The sequence below is a fragment of the Lacinutrix jangbogonensis genome (assembly GCF_000797445.1).
GTDB classification, from domain to species: domain Bacteria; phylum Bacteroidota; class Bacteroidia; order Flavobacteriales; family Flavobacteriaceae; genus Lacinutrix; species Lacinutrix jangbogonensis.
On sequence record NZ_JSWF01000032.1, the window covers coordinates 60,448 to 78,269 of the forward strand.

Below are 17,822 nucleotides of genomic sequence, written 5' to 3' on the forward strand. Positions count from 1 at the left end.
ATGTTTTAATAAATAAGTTATAAATTGCGGACTTCATTTAAAAAGTCACAATTATGTGGCTCTTTATCATTTAACAATAAAAACATCCCAACAAAAATGAGAGTTAAAAATTTTTTAAAAGAGTTAGCAGTATTGTCCTTTGTGGTTTTTGCATTTGCTTGTAGTTCTGATGATGGAAATGGTGAAGGTAGTGGAAGTGGAGGTGGATCTGCATCAGCCAGTTCTATAACGGTTGAAGGAAACGTCTCTACTATTTCTGTTGGCGAATCTGTAACATTTGGTGTTGTTAATAATCAAGGAGTAGATATTACATCTAGTTCAGTGTTTACAATTGATGGAACGGTCATTACAAACCCTTATACATTTGATACTTCTGGAACCTTTGTAGTTACGGCAACAAATGGAACTTTTACAAGCTCTACTACAATAGTAGTAGGAGTAGCAACAGTACCTACTGCTTTAATAATGACTACAAATGTAAATGATTTTTGGTTTGATGACGGTAGTGCTTCGTTTGTAGTAACTGACGATTTGGGTAATAACGTAACAGCACTTGTAGTGTATACTGCGGAGTCTGGTACATTAACTAATCCTGCTGTTTTTGCAAGTGCAGGTACTTACAATGCTATAGCAACTTATACATTGGCAGATAATACTACAATAACGTCTAATACTGTAGTTCTAAACGCTGTTGCATCTACGCATACAACTAAGGTAATGATTGAAGACTATACTGGAACATGGTGTGGATATTGCCCAAGATTAGCAACTGCTTTAGAAAACGTGGTTAACCAGAATGCTAATGTTATACCCGTTGCAGTGCATGATGATAGCCAAATGGAATTCCAATATGTTAATCAAATGGCAAACACTTTTGGTGTTACTGGTTTTCCAACAGGGAAAGTGAATAGAACTATTGAGTGGAATGAATCTACTAATCAACCTATTAGTTATTTAAGTACGAGACAACACATGGGATTAGCAATAAACTCTTCTCTTTCGGGTAATTCAATTACTGCGGAAGTGAAAGTTCATTACGATTTAAAGATAGGTTATGCTAATAGAATTGTAGTTTACTTATTAGAAAACGGGTTGGTTTATAACCAAGTAAATTACTATAATGGAGATACTTCTAGTGAATGGTACCAAACAGGTAATCCAATCGTAGGTTTTGTACACGATCATGTTGCACGTACTGTTTTTACAGATATATTTGGTGATGTAATTCCTGCTGCAGATGCAAATACAGGAAGTACTTATACAGCGAATTATAATTTAACTGTTCCCTCAAGTGTGCAAAACACAGCGAACTTAGAGTTAGTTGCATTTGTTGTAGGGACAGATAATAAAGTATTAAATGTTCAAAAAGCATCTTTAGGAGAGAATAAAGATTTCGACTAATATTTGTTTTAATGTCTATATAAAAAAGGCTTCCATTTTGGAAGCCTTTTTTTGTTGGTTTAAAAAGATTAGTACTTTAGAACTAATATTGTTACTGAATCAGAAGAAGCTATTGTTTCTTTTAACTCAATTTGTTTCAAAAGTATTTGCACTAAGCGTGTTGTTTGGTGTAACTCACTCTTTGTTAAAGTTGTGTTTTCTTAAGTTAAAGTAACGTGTGTTTCTCTGTAAACTATCCTGTGTCTAGTGTTAAAGGGAATTGTTGTTTAAAGTTTTAGACGACCTTTAAATTACATGAGAAACAAATCCGGTTTACCGTAAGGAATCCCAAGGCAGATCCAAAGTTATGTTTTTTGTTAATTTTCAGGTAATTGTTCCTGAATACTAAAGGTGCTTAAGTTTAAAAAGTTTCCGGGATGGGAAAGTGTGTTTTGTAAAATATATGGAGTATCTGGTGTTGTGCCAGTGTACTGTGTGTCCCCATTCATATTTACATCACTTAAATTGTAACCATTAACAATGTAAGTAGGTAGATTTAAAAAATTCCCTACAGCGTTTAGCGCATCAGATAGAATACTAGGCGAGTCAGGGTTTGTGCCAGAATACTGTATAACGGTATCACCATTTACATTTCCTGCCCACATTGCTACTTTATTAGTTGGTACTCCAAATGTAGTTTGAGCATTTGTGCCAAATGTAATTTGGTTATTAGCATCTGTAAAATCTACAGTAGTCGCAATTCTAGATAAAGGAATCGCTGTATTAGACATCATAGCCAGGTGATTTCTTTGTTTTACGGCTACAAAATAACTGTTTGCTGGGATGTTATTAAATGGAAGATTAGAGATGCCATCTAGATTTACAATGTCGCCATCTCTTTGTAATAATGCTGATTGACTAGCAATTATAGTTGTATTACTAGTAGCATCACGAAGTTCAACAAAAACCCAGTCTACAATAGCGTTATTTCCAGTTGCACTTAGCACAGAAGCGGGAATAGTTAAGCCATCACTATAAGGACTTGTAGTTGGTATTATTCCTGCTACACGTAAATCGTCTCTCATCATGTTATCTGTACTTCCTAATAAAGCGCCTTGTAAATAAGCTTTACTAGCCAGACTTGATCTAATAATTATTTCGTCTAAAGCAAAGTTAACATTTGCACTAGTTAATGTTACGTGGCCTTCATTGTCGTCTGGCATATACCAAGCATCAAAAGGTGTTACGTTTGTAACGGTAAGTGATGACGTTGTTAGGTTATTTGGAACGTGAAACCAATCAATTTCTCCATCATTTTCTAAAGCCATAGCACTAACTGTAGGGATAAAGTTAAAGAAATCGGTTTGTAAGCCTGCTAGAAACCCAATAATTAATGGGTCTGTTCCTAATGATCCTGTTAGTCCTCCAATATTAAATAAACCTCCGGAAGCAGCATCTACACCGTTAGAAAATGATTCTGATTGTACTGCAGCGCTGGCGCTAAAGTCACAAAAACATAAAAATGGAGCGTCTATATCTATGGAGCCTGTAGTATTTTGTAGTCCAGCAAGAGGTGTAAAACGAGCTGTAAAATCACCATCAGCAGATGTTAAGCCAGAACCAATAACTAAATTATCAACATTTAAAGCTAAGAAATCTGGAGCAATGTCCATTCCGTTTTTGTCTTGATATGGACTACCGATTCCGCTACCGTTAATCATAGATGCTTTTCTTAAGTTTTCTGGAAAACCAGAAGCAGTTAAGTTTTTTAAGCCACTCATACCGTCTAATCCATTGAAAAATATATCGTTCCATGGATGTTTTTGAGGTAACATTAAAGCTGTGTCAAAATCTGTTCCAGCAGTAATATGCGCATCAAAATGATCTACTAACATTTGTTTAGCAGCAGGAGATCTTAAAAAATCATCCACTAAAGGTCTAAGTGCTTCTAAACTTTGGTCTCCAGCGAAACCGCCTAATTGCAAGCCATAAGCCATTTTGTTAAATAAGTATTGAAATCCAATGGGCACATTAGCGCCATTGTGAGGAGAATCGAAAGATAGCCATAAACGCGTTTCATGAGCCTCATTTTGGTTTTCCATAAAGTTTAATGCATAGCGTGAAATTAACCCGCCCATACTCGGTCCAATCACAACATTTTCTTCAGTTCCTATTTTTTGGTTATTTATAATCTTTATTAACTCTACTAAAAGCATAGCATTACGCTCAATAAAATCTGCGCCGCCATCGACAATTGCGTTATCTGAAGCTCTTGTGTAAACAGGGAAATTTAAAATAACAACATCAAACCCTTCTGCTCTAACAACATCAGCAAGGTTAGATTCTGTTCCATTATCATCAAAACTCAATAAATCATATAAGCCAGTAATATCTCTTCCATCTCCAGGGTCGAAACCATCTATTAAAAAAATAGGCTTATCCAGAATATTATCTGCACTTAAAAATATTTCGTATTCACCAGTGCCTAAAAGATCAGTTTCTCCGTAAGGTGTTAAAAGTGGAGCTGTTGTATTTGTTGATTCGAATGTATTAATAACCCGATTAAAAAGCGTGTTTAAATCGGCATTAGAATAATTAACATCTATTGAAGATTTACTAGTACTTGATGTACCGTCTGAAAACGTTAATTCTGAGATCAACGTTTTAGAGCCTTTTTCAGTATAATTCACAATGCTGTTATTGTTTTCAGAAAGAGTTTTGAAGCCTTCTCCGTCTCCAAAATCAACTTTTATATTTGTGATTGTTTTAGAAGACGTGTTGAATATATTGTCTTCGGAAAGAGAGAAATTAACCTCAAGACCTTTATGTTTTATTTGAAGTGGTGCTACAATTGCCAATTCATGTTTATTGTAGATTGAAGCAGCATTTGAGGTTTTTATTAAATAGCCTTCTGCATCAATTGTTAAATCTCCATTATCAAAAGCATCTGGCTTTATAACTTCGAAAGCACTATTTAAAATACCTAAAGACACTATTTTATTTGTAAAACCTTCTTTAGCTTCTGTTTTTAAATGATCTAAGTTAGATAGGCGTTCCTTAGAATCGTTTTCAGCAATAGCTTTGTAGGCTTGGTAAAAGGAATACGTAGTATTTATACTTGTTTGATACTCCTTAATATCGATAACTGGAAAGGATGTAAATAGAATGGAAGTTTCCATTTCTGATGTGTTTAATTTGCTAAGTTTATCTTGGGAAAATAAACAGGAGCTTACTGTGAAAAACAGTATAAAGTAAATTTTTTTCATGTGGTTGTTGTTTTGCGATTTTAACGGGTACAAGTGAAACAAATATAAACTTTTTAGATTTTTTTTAAGAATGTTTTAAAGAAACTAGTAAAAAATTAGCGATAATTGATTTGAAACGATTTTTTTAATCCTTTTATCGATTAAAACAAAAAAACCTCAAGTGTCTAAACTTGAGGTTTTTATAACTTATATTAAGACTTAATTTGTTAGGTCTATTATTCTCCTAAGAAAGAATATCTATAATCTGTAGGTGTTACAAATGTTTCTTTAATCATTCTTGGTGATACCCAACGTTGTAAGTTTAAAATACTTCCAGCTTTGTCGTTTGTTCCAGAGCCTCTAGCGCCTCCAAATGGTTGTTGTCCTACAACAGCTCCTGTTGGTTTATCGTTAATGTAGAAGTTTCCGGCACAGTTTTGTAATGCTTTCGTCGCTTCAACTACTGCGTATCTGTCTTGTGCTAAAATAGCTCCTGTTAATGCGTAGTCACTAGTTTCGTCTACTAATTTTAATGTTTTAGAAAAATCATCATCTTCAAAAACATATATAGTCATCACTGGACCAAATAGCTCGTCGCACATGGTTATGTATTTTGGATCGTTTGCTACAATAACTGTAGGCTCAATAAAATAGCCTTTGCTTTTGTCGTAACCACCACCAACAATAATATCTGCGTTTTTGTCAGCTTTTGCTTGATCAATGTATTTTGCTAATTTATCAAAAGAACCTTCATGAATTACAGCAGTTACAAAGTTATCCATGTCTGCCGGAGAACCCATTTTAAAAGATTTTACATCTCTTACTACTTGATCTTTTACATCTTTCCAGATACTTTTAGAAACGTAAGCACGAGAAGCGGCACTGCATTTTTGTCCTTGAAATTCAAATGATCCACGAACAATAGCCGTTGCTACTTGCGCAGGGTTAGCTGATGCGTGTGCAACAATAAAATCTTTACCACCAGTTTCACCTACAATTTTTGGGTAGGTTTTGTAGTTGTGAATATTGTTTCCTATTTGTTTCCAAAGTTCTTTAAATATATAAGTAGAGCCAGTAAAGTGTAATCCTGAAAAATCTGGACTCGCTAATACCGTGTCTGTAATCATTACTGGATCACCAAAAACAACATTTATCACTCCTGGAGGTACTCCAGCCTCTTCAAAAACATCCATGATTACTTTAGCAGAATAGATTTGAGAATCACTTGGTTTCCAAACGACAACGTTACCCATCATGGCCATACAAGCTGGTAAATTTCCAGCAATAGCAGTAAAGTTAAAAGGCGTTACGGCATATACAAAACCTTCAAGAGGTCTGTATTCAACACGATTCCAAGCACCACTTGTACTTTCTGGTTGTTCGTGGTACATGTCTGTCATGAACTGAACATTAAAGCGTAAGAAATCTATAAACTCACAAGAAGCATCAATTTCTGCTTGATGTATTGTTTTAGATTGTGCCATCATTGTGGCTGCATTAATTCTAGATCTGTAGGGTCCAGCAATTAATTCGGCAGCTTTTAAAAATATTCCGGCTCTATGTTCCCAAGGCATTTCTGCCCAATTTGTTCTTGCTTCTAAAGCAGTAGAAATAGCCTCGTCTACATGAGATTTTTCAGCTAAATGGTAATGTCCAACAACATGTTTGTGGTCGTGTGGTGGAGACATTGGCTTCGTGTTTCCTGTTGTTACATCTTTTCCATTAATATACATTGGTACGTCTAAAGTGCCGTTATACATTTCTTTGTAAGCTTTAGAAATAGCCTCACGATGTTCGCATCCAGGAGCATAAGCTCTTACAGGTTCGTTTACTGCAATTGGTACATTAAAAAATCCTTTTCCCATTTTATGTTTTGTTTTAGTTGTCTAAATTTAGAGGTACAAACTTACAAAATTTTTAAGTATTTCTTTCTGATGGAAATGCCAAAGAATTCTTATTTTTTTGTAAGTTGCCATTCCGTTTTCTGTCTATAAAGAGCGAAAACCTATTTGTTGTGAGTATATGTGTACAGTAAGTATTTTTTATAAAGGAAATAAAGATTTTGTGTTAACCTCGAATAGGGATGAAGCGCCGAATAGAAATGCGTTATCTCCAGCTTTTTATATTCTTGACAATACTGAATTACTAATGCCTAAAGACGAGCAGTCTGGTGGTAGTTGGATTGGTGCAAGTGATGAAAATAGAATAGTTTGTCTTTTAAATGGAGGATTTAAAGGTCATAAAAGAAAACCAAAGTACAGACAAAGTCGAGGCGTTGTGGTTACCGATTTATTAACTACGGAAGATATTGAAGCGACAATAGCATCTTATAACTTTGAAGATATAGAACCATTTACCATTGTAATTGCGGACTGGAATACAGATTTGAAATTCTATGAATTAGTTTGGGATGAAAAGCAAAAGCATTTTCAACAATTACCATTGGAAGCAAAAATATGGTCTTCTTCTACCTTATATTCTGAAGACAAAAAAGAAGCAAGACGCGATTGGTTTGAAGATTTTATATCTAATAACGAATGGTCTTCTAAGGCATTGTTGGACTTCCATAAAACTGCGGGAAGCGGTAATAATGATTATGGAGTTGTAATGGACCGTGGTTTTGTAAAAACGACAAGTATTACCCAAATTGAAAAAACGGACGCTTTAATAGAAATGCAGTTTTATAATTTGAATACTTCAGAAAAAACTTCCAAAATTATTAATCTTGCCGAAACTATAGATGAGTAATTCTGAAGAAAATACAGGTATAATAATTTCACTGGCGTATCCAGATACCATTGTCTCTCATACTCAAGAGTGGTATTCTCCTTTTTTAAAATACGTTGGTGTAGGAAACAAAACGAGTGTTCGCGCTGGACATGCAGCTTTGGTTTTAATAGATAAAAAGACTGGTGTTTTGGAATATCATGATTTTGGTCGTTATATTACTACCATACCTTATGGTCGGGCTCGTGGAATTCATACAGATAACGAATTGCACATTCCGCTTATTGCAGAAATCAAAGAAGGTAGAATTTTAAATCTTGGCGTTATTTTAAAATTCTTGGCAACCAATCCAAAATTAACACATGGAGAAGGAAGGTTAGTGGCTTCAGTTTGTAATACTATAGACTATCAACAAGCAAGAATATATATAACTAAAATACAAAATCGTGGATTTATTCACTATGCAGCTTTTACAAAGGAAGCTTCTAATTGTGCTCGGTTTGTAACAGATAGTTTGATTGCTTCGTTAACAGATGGCAAAAGGAAAAAAGCAATAGAAAACTCGAAATGGTTTACACCAAGTACTGTTGGTAATGTTTTGCGCGCTAATACTGGAGATTATCCTTTTGAGGTTTCAGATCAAGGTGATATTTCAGAATTTAAAGGCTCACAGAAAAGTGAGAATTTAAAATGTTTTTTAGATAGATTGAGAGATCATACACCTAATCATGAAGGAAAACTTAAGCCTAAAATTGTTGAAGGTCTTCATGAAAAAGCCCAATGGTTATCTGGAATTGGAACCGGCGCTTGGTATGAGATTTTTAAAACAGAAGCACTAATAGAATATCGCTACAGACGTATTTCTCCGTATGGAAATATAGATTGTGATGCTATTTATATTAGTGAAGATTCAAGTTTTGATTATAATAAGTCTTACCAAATTGTACACTATTCAAATTGCTCTTTTTTTCATTTAAAACAGAATGAGAAAGTTTTTAGATTTAATAGAAAAGAACTCTAATTTATAGCAAAAGGCGCACTCAATTTAAAAGAAGGAATAGTTACATCAAACTTTTTTGTAGTCGTAAAGTTAACCATGCTGTAGTGGCCTTGCATTGCACCAAAAGGAGATCTAAGTAAGCATCCAGAAGAGTAAGTATGGGACTCTCCAGGCTTAAGTACAGGTTTTTTTCCTATTACGCCTTCTCCGGAAACAGTTTCAATAGTATTTAGTGCATCAAGAATTATCCAATGTCTTGCATTGAGCTGCACAGCGTCTTTACTCTGGTTTTTAATAGTAACCTTATATCCAAAAGCGTAGTGTATTTTATAGTTTTTATAAAATGTACCTTCAAAATTGGTCTCTACCGAAATTTTTATGCCTTTTGTTACTTGTTGTACCATTTCTCTTTTTGAATATGCTGAGCTAAAGTACTAATATTAAATTAATTGTCACTATGGTAGCACTCAATTAAGTTTGTTTTAACTTTTACTGCGGTTTAATTTGTGATATTAACAGAGTTGCCTTCTCCAAGACCAATTATCCTATCGTACCTAGCGCCTAAATCTGTATAATACACTAGAACTTTATAGCTGTTTTCTGTTTGATAAAAATTACCACTAATAGCATTTTCATTAATACTACCATCTTTGTTTTTTACAATGTATTTATAACTATAAAAGCCTTGTTTTAAAAGCAGTTTACCTTCGTAGGTGCCTTCATCTTTATAATAAGTTAATTGGGTGCTTTCTTCTACTGCGTAATTATTAAAATTACCATAGACATGTAAAGTTTGTCCATTACTTAGTTTATTTAATTCCAATGTAAAATGTACTTGCGCATAGTCTGCACCAATAGTTGGGTTGTCTGTGTCTAAAGCTGTAATTAAAAAATTTCCGTTAATATCTGGATTGTACGTGTATGCTCGGTTTACGCGCGATACATCTTTATACAAGTAACTGTTGTAGAGGTCTTTTAATTCAATAAATTGAACACCAATATTTGCGCCTCTTAAATTTTTGTTTTCAAAATACTTGTATTCATTTCCAGCATAAAAACTAGTTTCTTTTACATATCGATATTGTAATTGGTTTCCTAAAATGTATTGCGGTTTAACGTTCTTGATAGCCGTATTTAAATTATTATTCTGAATAATAACTGTTCTTACCGTTTCTAATGGGTTATTAAACCTTAAAACAGAAGAGCTAATAGCGATATCCACAGAATGTTTTTCTTTTATATCTAAAACCTCTCGCGAACGCTTAATTGCAACACCAACATTTGCAATATCTTCGTAAATCATAAATTTTCTAGTAAACTCAATATCGTCATCTTCATTATAAATAGTAATAAGATAATTTCCAGACTTTGTTATCGCACGCGTTTGCTCGTTTGGGATTGATAAGGTGAAATGTGAATAGATTTGATAGGTGTTAATTGAATTATCCCATCTTCTAATACGTTGTTCGTTAAAACCTTGTAAGTATTCTGATTGCATTAAAACAGAAGGTGTCCAATCGTAATTATAATGAGATATCTCATAATAGTAATCGTCTTCGTTTCCATTTAAAACATCAAACTCTAAAACAAGAGGTTCTCCAAGTTTTAAAATGGGCAACTGACTTTCGGGTGTGTCTCCTTTAAAAGTGATGGTTTTTATTTCTTCGTTAGGGTTTATTTCTTCAACTTGAGCAAAAGCTGATAACGAAAGGAAAAAGGGTATTAAAGCAAATACTCGCATAAATTACAGTTTTATAATATTGCTGTTTAGTTTGTTATGCTTGTTGATGAGATCTCACTAAAACCTACAACTCTATCATATCGTGCGCCCAAATCTCTATAGTAAACAATAACTTTATAGTTGTTTTCTGTTTGCCAAAAATCGCCACTAACGCTTCCATGATCTAAAGACCCGTCTTTTTTTAGAATAACATATTGATAGTTATAAAACCCTTGTTTAAGTTTTAGAGTGGTAATATAATTGGCACTTTCTTCATCAAATATCAATTCATTGTTATCCTCTAAAGCATAATTATTATAGTTCCCATAAACAAATATGCGTTCGCCTTTATCTAGTTCTGAAATATTTAGAGAAAAATGAACGTTTATATAATCGGCTTCAACGGTAACATCATCTGCATCAACAGCAGTTATTTTAAAGCGCCCATTAATATCTGGATTGTACGTGTAGTCTAAATTTGCACGACTTGTATCTGTTCTAAGATAGCTATTGTTAATGTCTTTAAGTCTGGTTGATGCTACGCCATTAAGAGCAGCTCTAGGGCTTCTGGTTTCGAAAAACAGAAATTCATTGCCACCAAGAAACGCTGTTTCATCTGTATATCTATATATTAATTTATCACCAACAATATATTGCGGCTTTAGGTTTTTAATAGCTGTATTGTAATTTCTGTTTTGAATAATTGTTGTGTTTACTGTTTGAGAAGGATTATTGAATTTTAGAGCTCCTGAAATTTCCATATCCACAGTTTGCATTTTATCAATTTTAGAGACATTTCTAGAACGTTTAATATCAAGATTAACAGTTACCAAATCTTCATAAATAATAAATTTTCTGGTAAAAGCGATGTTGTCATCTTCATCTCTAACAGTAATTAAATAATTACCAGTCAGCTTTATTTTTTGAGTTTGTTTATTTGGAAGATCTAATCTGTAATGAGAATATAATTGAAAGGTGTTAAAAGAATTTCGGTAGTTAATAATTCTTAAATTATCTAAACCTAAAAGAAACTCAGCCTTTGCTAAAATAGATTTTGTCCAATCGTAATTATAGTGCTCAATGGTGTAATAAAAATCGGGTTCATTTTCTACTATCGCATCAAATTCTAGATAGAACGGCTCATTTAATTTTATTATTGGTAACTCTGCCTGGGAGCTGCTTTGGCTTTTAAACGTGATTGTTTTTATATAATCTGGAGGATTTATTTCTTCAACTTGAGCAAAAACTGAAGTTGTAATGAATAAGGAAAGTAAAATTTGTTTAATGCTAATTGCCATTTGGTGCGGTTTTCTGTTTGTAAAGATAAACAAAATCCATGCCTATTTTTTAACTTTAAAGTAAGTCTCCAAAAATCTCATAAATTATTATGAAATCTTTATTATTAATTCGTATTTTTGCACCGATTTTTAGACAGCCTATTTAGGTGTTTAAATTGAATTACTAAACTATTAACAAATAGATTTATACCTATGTCAAACGACATTAAGATTAAAAAAGGTCTAGATATAAAACTGAAAGGTGCAGCAGAAAAGGCAGTAGAAAAGGCCATAATAAGCAACACTTGTACAGTTAGACCAGAAGATTTTCACAGTGTAATTCCAAAATTGGCCGTTAAAGTTGGTGAAAAAGTAAAAGCTGGACAGGCTTTGTTTTTCAATAAAACCAACGAAAGCGTAAAATTTACTTCACCAGTTTCTGGAGAAGTTATTGAAATTGCTCGTGGTGAAAAACGTAAAATTCTTTCAATAAAAATTCAAGCAGACAAAGAGCAATCTTTTGAGGATTTTGGAGCTTTAAAAGTAGATTCAGCTAAAGCCGAAGATATTAAAGCAAGATTATTAGCTTCAGGTTGTTGGGCATTTGTAAAGCAGCGTCCTTACGATGTGATAGCAAATCCAGAAGTTGCTCCAAAAGCAATTTTTATCTCTGGTTATTCTAGTGCGCCTTTAGCTGCAGATTTGGATTATACTTTAGAGGGTAAAGCAGCAGAGTTACAAGCAGCAGTTTCAGCACTAGCTAAATTAACCGAAGGTAAAGTGCACGTTAGTGTGGGTAAAAACGGAAATTCGCCATTGGCAGGATTATCTAATATTACTTTACATAATGTGTCTGGACCGCACCCATCAGGAAACGTTGGTACATTAATAAATAAAACAGATCCTGTTAATAAAGGAGAAACAGTTTGGACTGTTGCTGCTCAAGATTTGGTTATTATTGGTGAACTATTATTAACTGGAAAGTTTAATGCAGAGCGTTTAGTTGCTTTAGCAGGATCATCAGTTAAAAAGCCACGTTATTTTAAAACCAAGATTGGAAGTGAAATAGCAACTATGGTTTATGATAATGGTGTGGATAAAGATGGAAACGACAGAATCATTTCTGGGAACGTTTTGTCAGGAAAACAAGTGAAGCCAGATGGTAATTTAGATTATTACAGTAATGTGATTTCTGTAATTCCAGAAGGAGATGATTATGAATTTTTTGGATGGAACAAACCAATTTTTAATAAAGTATCGACTTCAAGAGCGTTAACTTTTTCTTGGTTAACACCAAATAAAAAATTCGAGTTAAATACCAATACAAACGGAGAACATAGAAATTTTGTAATAACAGGATCATACGAAGAGGTTTTTCCTTTAGATATTTTTCCAATGCAAATATTAAAATCTTGCTTGTATCAGGATTTAGACGAAATGGAAGCTTTAGGAATGTACGAGGTTGCACCGGAAGATTTCGCCTTAACAGAATTTGTTTGTGTGTCTAAACAACCACACCAAGATATTATTAGAAAAGGTTTAGACTTAATGCTAAAAGAGATAGGATAATGGGTTTAAAAAGTAATTTACATAACTTAAAAGAAAAGTATAAAGGTACAAAAATGGCTCCTGCATTTAATGCAATCCATACCTTTTTATACTTGCCGAATGAGACCACACATAATGGAACTCATATCAAGGCAGCCGACGATTTAAAGCGTACCATGAACATCGTTATTATGGCGATGGTTCCATGTTTAATCTTCGGAATATTTAACGCAGGATACCAACATTATTCGGCAATTGATGCCGCTGCTGGTGTTGTAAGAGAAGTTTCTTTATTAGGGAACTTTATAACATGGGATAACTTTGTTATTGGAGCTTGGACGGTTTTACCGTTAGTAATCGTTTCTTATGGTGTTGGTTTATTAGTCGAATTTATCTTCGCAGTAATTAAAGGACACGAAGTAGAAGAAGGGTACTTAGTAACAGGAATGTTAGTGCCACTAATTGTACCAGTAGATATTCCATTATGGATGTTATCTGTTGCAGTAATTTTTGGTGTAGTAATAGGGAAAGAAGTGTTTGGAGGAACAGGAATGAACATTCTTAATCCAGCATTAACAATACGTGCGTTTTTATTCTTCGCTTATCCTACTTGGATGTCTGGAGATAAAGTTTGGGTACATGGAGCTACTGAATTAGCAGGAACTCCGGATGCCATTTCAGGAGAGACACTACTTGGCGCTTACGCTCAGGGCAATACATTACCTAATATCGATTTAATGGATATGTTCTTCGGGTTTATTCCAGGTTCGGTTGGTGAAACATCAAAACTTTTGATTTTAGTTGGAGCAGCCATACTTATATTTTCTAAGGTTGGAAGTTGGAGAATTATCTTTTCAACTTTAGTTGGGGCTTTAACAATGGGCTTAATTTTTAATGGTGTCGTATCGGCAGAATGGATTGGAGAATCTAGTAAATTTTACGGATTAATGAATATCCCATTTTGGCAACATTTAATTATAGGTAGTATTTTATTTGGAGCTGTTTATATGGCTACAGATCCTGTTACAGCATCTCAAACCAATAAAGGGAAATGGATATATGGATTTTTAATCGGTTTCATTTCAATAATGATTCGTGTCTTTAATCCAGCCTATCCAGAAGGTGTATTCTTAGCAATTTTGTTAATGAATGTATTTGCGCCAACAATTGATCACTACGTGATTCAAGGAAATGTGAAACGCAGAATGAAACGTTTAAAAGTTAAAACAGCATAATTATGGCAGTTAATACAGATAAAAATTCATATACAATACTATTTGCAATCGCAATGGTATTAGTAGTAGGTTCATTATTAGCGTTTACAGCGTCTTCTTTAAAGCCTGCAATTACGAAGAATAAAGAGATTGAAAAGCAACAGAACATTCTGTATGCTATGGGAGTTAATGGTAATGAAGGTACTGGAGATATTACTTTTGTTTCTAAAGATAAAGCAGTAGATGCTTTTGCAACTAACGTTTCAGAACAAATTGTTTTGGAAGTAAAAGGCGGAAAGATTTTAAAAGAAATGACCCGTGAAGAGTTTATGAAATCTAAAGCTCAAGGCGCAGGAAAAGAGCCTTATTTAATAGATATTAAAAAAGAGCAAACGAAAGCGAAAAATGGCGAATCTAGATTTTTACCATTATTTAAAGGACAACAAAACGGTAAAACAGTTTATGTTACTGCAGTAAGAGGAAAAGGACTTTGGGATGCTATTTGGGGTTTTATTGCTTTAGATAAAGACATGGTTGTTCGAGGAGCGTTTTTCGATCACGCAGGAGAAACACCTGGTTTAGGAGCTAACATTAAGCAGCGTTACTTTATGGATGATTTCGAAGGTGAAAAATTGTTTGCAGATTCTGGAGTATTCAAAGGTATTGCTGTTGCAAAAGGAAATAACGATCCTAAAAATCTCACAAAAGATGATAATGAAGTTGATGCCTTAGCTGGTGCAACTATTACAGGAGATGGCGTATCTGCAATGATAAAGAAAGATTTAAAATTGTATTTACCTTACTTTAAAAACTTAAAATAATATGGGACTACTTTCAAAAAAAGACGCAAAGTTAATCACAGATCCATTAGCAGATAATAATCCAATTACGATTCAAGTATTAGGGATATGTTCTGCATTAGCAATTACGGCGGAGCTTAAAGCTTCATTAGTAATGGGAGTCGCTGTATTGTTTGTATTAGGAATTGGTAATGTAGTAATCTCTTTAATGAGAAACATTATTCCTTCAAAAATTAGAATTATTGTACAACTTATTGTGGTTGCTGCTTTAGTAATTATTGTGGATCAAGTGCTAAAAGCTTTTGCTTACGATTTAAGTAAAACACTTTCAGTATTTATTGGATTAATTATTACCAACTGCATTATTATGGGACGTTTTGAAGCTTTTGCTTTAGCAAATAAACCATGGCAATCGTTTTTAGATGGTATTGGTAATGCCTTAGGCTACGCCGTTATTTTAATAATTGTTGGATTCTTTAGAGAACTTTTGGGTTCTGGAACACTTTTCGGAATTCCTGTTTTAGGGGATCCAATTGATAAAACAGGAGTCTATTCATTAGGTTATGAAAACAATGGTTTTATGTTAATGCCACCAATGGCCTTAATTATTGTAGGACTAATTATTTGGGTACAACGTAGTAGAAATAAAGCTTTAATTGAAGATTAACACAACGTGTTATCCTGAATTTTAAAAAAATATAAAAATGATAGAACATTTAGAATTATTTTTCAAGTCAATATTTATTGACAATATGGTGTTTGCGGTTTTCTTAGGTATGTGTTCATACTTAGCCGTTTCTAAAAAAGTAGCAACAGCAGTTGGGCTTGGAGCAGCAGTAATATTTGTATTAGCCATTACGGTGCCATTAAACTGGCTATTAGACCAATACTTATTACAACCAGGCGCATTAGCTTGGGCAGATGGAAGTTCAAATGGAGAAGGTTTCTCTGGAATGGATTTAGGATTCCTTTCTTTCATCATGTTTATTGCAACTATTGCAACAATGGTACAATTAGTAGAAATAGTGGTAGAGAAATTCTCACCTTCATTATATAATTCACTTGGAATTTTCTTACCATTAATTGCAGTAAACTGTGCAATCTTAGGTGGTTCATTATTTATGCAATCTCGTGAAATTGAAACGTTTGGTTTAGCAGTAAATTATGGTGTGTCGTCTGGAATAGGTTGGTTTTTGGCAATATTAGCTATTGCTGCTATTCGTGAAAAAATTAGATATTCTAATGTACCGGCACCTTTAAGAGGATTAGGAATTACATTTATCATTACAGGTTTAATGGGCATAGGCTTTTTAAGTTTTGGTGGTATGCTAACAGGAGGAGATGAAGAAGAGGTGTCTCCAGAGCCAACAGCACAAGTTGAAGAAGTAAAAACTGAAGATGCTAAAAAATTAGCAGATAACACTAAAATAGTAGAGTAGTATGATTTTAGCAGCAGGAACAGGAGCAACAGTATTAACAACAGTAGTGGCGTTTTTAATTATAGCGTTAGCACTAATAAGTTTGTTATTATTTGTGAAACAAAAATTATCACCATCAGGTCCAGTAAAGATCTTAATTAATGGTGAACGCGAAATAGAAGTCGCTTCAGGTAGCACATTATTGGCTACGTTAGGAGGTAATAAAATATTTTTACCATCTGCATGTGGTGGTGGTGGAACGTGTGTTCAATGCGAATGTCACGTATTATCTGGTGGTGGTGAAGCGCTACCAACGGAAACACCACACTTTTCAAGAAAAGAATTGGCACATGGTGTACGTTTATCTTGTCAAGTAAAAGTGAAGCAGGATATGGAAATTACAATTCCAGAAGAAGTTTTTGGTATTAAAAAATGGGAAGCAACCGTAGTTTCAAATTATAATGTCGCCACTTTTATTAAAGAATTTGTTGTCGAAATCCCTCAAGATATGGGATATAAGGCTGGTGGATATATCCAGATTGAAATTCCGGAATGTACAATAAACTTCCAAGATATGGATGTTTCTGCACATCCTGAAGATCATCCAGGAGAACCAGATAAGTTTAAAGCAGATTGGGAAAAGTTTGGTTTATGGCCTTTAGTTATGAAAAATAACGAGCTTGTTGAACGTGCATATTCTATGGCTTCTTATCCTGCTGAAGGCAGAAAAATAATGCTTAATGTGCGTGTGGCAACACCACCGTTTGATCGCGCTAAAGGCGGTTGGATGGATGTTAATCCTGGTGTAGCTTCGTCGTATATTTTTAATCAAAAAGTAGGAGATAAAGTAACAATCTCTGGACCTTATGGTGAATTTTTTATAAATGAATCGGATTCTGAAATGTTATATGTTGGTGGTGGTGCAGGTATGGCGCCAATGCGATCTCATTTATACGAGTTGTTTAGAACCTTAAGTACAGGAAGAAAAGTAACCTATTGGTATGGAGGGCGTTCTAAAGCAGAATTATTTTACATACATTATTTTAGAGCATTAGAAAAGGATTTCCCAAATTTCAAATTCTATTTGGCACTATCTGAGCCTATGGAACAAGATAATTGGAAGGTGAAAGAAGATATAGATTCTCCTGGCGATGGTTTTACAGGGTTTATTCATCAAGTAGTAATCGATCAATATTTATCTAAACATGAGACACCAGAAGATATAGAATTATACTTCTGTGGACCACCATTAATGAATCAAGCGGTTCAGAAAATGGGCGAAGATTTTGGTATTGACGACGAGAATATACGTTTTGATGATTTTGGAGGATAATCTATAACATCATATTTTTAAAAAAAAGCCAGAACATTTTGTTTTGGCTTTTTTGTTTTGTTATTAGATGTTAATATATATCAAGGTGGTTGTCGACCTTTTTACATCTTTTTCTCGTTAATAAACCCGATTAAATGCACTGTTTTTACGATAAAAGACT

14 protein-coding genes are annotated in these 17,822 nt (G+C 33.9%); 9 read left to right on the forward strand and 5 right to left on the reverse strand.

Annotated features, from left to right (window positions below):
* Positions 1–96 precede the first annotated feature (96 nt).
* Positions 97–1,401 carry an Omp28-related outer membrane protein gene (locus tag RH82_RS12825; RefSeq protein ID WP_052158331.1) on the forward strand — a complete coding sequence of 435 codons (1,305 nt, stop codon included), beginning with the start codon at positions 97–99 and terminating at the stop codon, positions 1,399–1,401.
* Between the two features lie 356 nt (positions 1,402–1,757).
* On the opposite strand, the gene RH82_RS17890 is transcribed toward RH82_RS12825, so the two are convergent.
* Together RH82_RS17890 and pruA are read right to left on the reverse strand one after the other, a co-directional pair.
* Complete coding sequence (locus RH82_RS17890) at positions 1,758–4,646, reverse strand: lipase family protein (RefSeq protein ID WP_156112476.1); 2,889 nt, start codon at positions 4,644–4,646, stop codon at positions 1,758–1,760.
* A gap of 215 nt (positions 4,647–4,861) precedes the next feature.
* Positions 4,862–6,490 (reverse strand): L-glutamate gamma-semialdehyde dehydrogenase, encoded by a 1,629-nt coding sequence (gene pruA, locus RH82_RS12835; protein WP_034061302.1) that lies wholly within the window; start codon positions 6,488–6,490, stop codon positions 4,862–4,864.
* 157 nt (positions 6,491–6,647) lie between these two features.
* Between pruA and RH82_RS12840 the strand changes: the two genes are divergently transcribed.
* Positions 6,648–7,373 carry an NRDE family protein gene (locus RH82_RS12840; protein ID WP_034061304.1) on the forward strand — a complete coding sequence of 242 codons (726 nt, stop codon included), beginning with the start codon at positions 6,648–6,650 and terminating at the stop codon, positions 7,371–7,373.
* Positions 7,366–8,373 (forward strand): DUF6695 family protein, encoded by a 1,008-nt coding sequence (locus RH82_RS12845; protein ID WP_034061306.1) that lies wholly within the window; start codon positions 7,366–7,368, stop codon positions 8,371–8,373. Before RH82_RS12840 ends, RH82_RS12845 begins: the two co-directional genes overlap by 8 nt.
* Here RH82_RS12845 and apaG read toward each other — a convergent pair.
* The 3 genes from apaG to RH82_RS12860 all read right to left on the reverse strand — a co-directional run bounded on the left by apaG (position 8,370) and on the right by RH82_RS12860 (position 11,370).
* The gene (gene apaG / locus RH82_RS12850) at positions 8,370–8,756 is read right to left on the reverse strand and encodes a Co2+/Mg2+ efflux protein ApaG (protein ID WP_034061309.1); all 387 of its coding nucleotides are present in this window, start codon (positions 8,754–8,756) and stop codon (positions 8,370–8,372) included. The genes RH82_RS12845 and apaG overlap by 4 nt on opposite strands.
* 95 nt (positions 8,757–8,851) lie before the next feature.
* Complete coding sequence (locus RH82_RS12855; RefSeq protein ID WP_034061312.1) at positions 8,852–10,093, reverse strand: type IX secretion system plug protein; 1,242 nt, start codon at positions 10,091–10,093, stop codon at positions 8,852–8,854.
* A gap of 26 nt (positions 10,094–10,119) precedes the next feature.
* Positions 10,120–11,370: a type IX secretion system plug protein gene (locus RH82_RS12860; RefSeq protein ID WP_034061315.1), complete on the reverse strand. Its 1,251-nt coding sequence runs from the start codon at positions 11,368–11,370 to the stop codon at positions 10,120–10,122.
* A 192-nt stretch (positions 11,371–11,562) separates the two neighbouring features.
* Here RH82_RS12860 and RH82_RS12865 point away from each other — a divergent pair, with 192 nt between their 5' ends.
* The 6 genes from RH82_RS12865 to nqrF are packed head-to-tail and all read left to right on the forward strand — an operon-like array spanning position 11,563 to position 17,662.
* Positions 11,563–12,918, forward strand: a complete 1,356-nt coding sequence (locus RH82_RS12865) for a Na(+)-translocating NADH-quinone reductase subunit A (protein ID WP_034061317.1) — start codon at positions 11,563–11,565, stop codon at positions 12,916–12,918.
* A complete protein-coding gene (locus tag RH82_RS12870) occupies positions 12,918–14,132 on the forward strand; it encodes an NADH:ubiquinone reductase (Na(+)-transporting) subunit B (protein WP_034061320.1) in 1,215 nt (404 codons plus the stop codon). The genes RH82_RS12865 and RH82_RS12870 overlap by 1 nt, the downstream gene beginning before the upstream one ends.
* Before the next feature lie 2 nt (positions 14,133–14,134).
* Complete coding sequence (locus tag RH82_RS12875; RefSeq protein ID WP_034061322.1) at positions 14,135–14,932, forward strand: Na(+)-translocating NADH-quinone reductase subunit C; 798 nt, start codon at positions 14,135–14,137, stop codon at positions 14,930–14,932.
* 1 nt (position 14,933) lies between these two features.
* Positions 14,934–15,578, forward strand: a complete 645-nt coding sequence (locus RH82_RS12880; protein WP_034061325.1) for an NADH:ubiquinone reductase (Na(+)-transporting) subunit D — start codon at positions 14,934–14,936, stop codon at positions 15,576–15,578.
* A gap of 37 nt (positions 15,579–15,615) precedes the next feature.
* The gene (gene nqrE / locus RH82_RS12885; RefSeq protein ID WP_081979257.1) at positions 15,616–16,350 is read left to right on the forward strand and encodes an NADH:ubiquinone reductase (Na(+)-transporting) subunit E; all 735 of its coding nucleotides are present in this window, start codon (positions 15,616–15,618) and stop codon (positions 16,348–16,350) included.
* Between the two features lies 1 nt (position 16,351).
* A complete protein-coding gene (nqrF, locus tag RH82_RS12890; RefSeq protein ID WP_034061329.1) occupies positions 16,352–17,662 on the forward strand; it encodes an NADH:ubiquinone reductase (Na(+)-transporting) subunit F in 1,311 nt (436 codons plus the stop codon).
* The last annotated feature ends 160 nt before the right edge of the window (positions 17,663–17,822 follow it).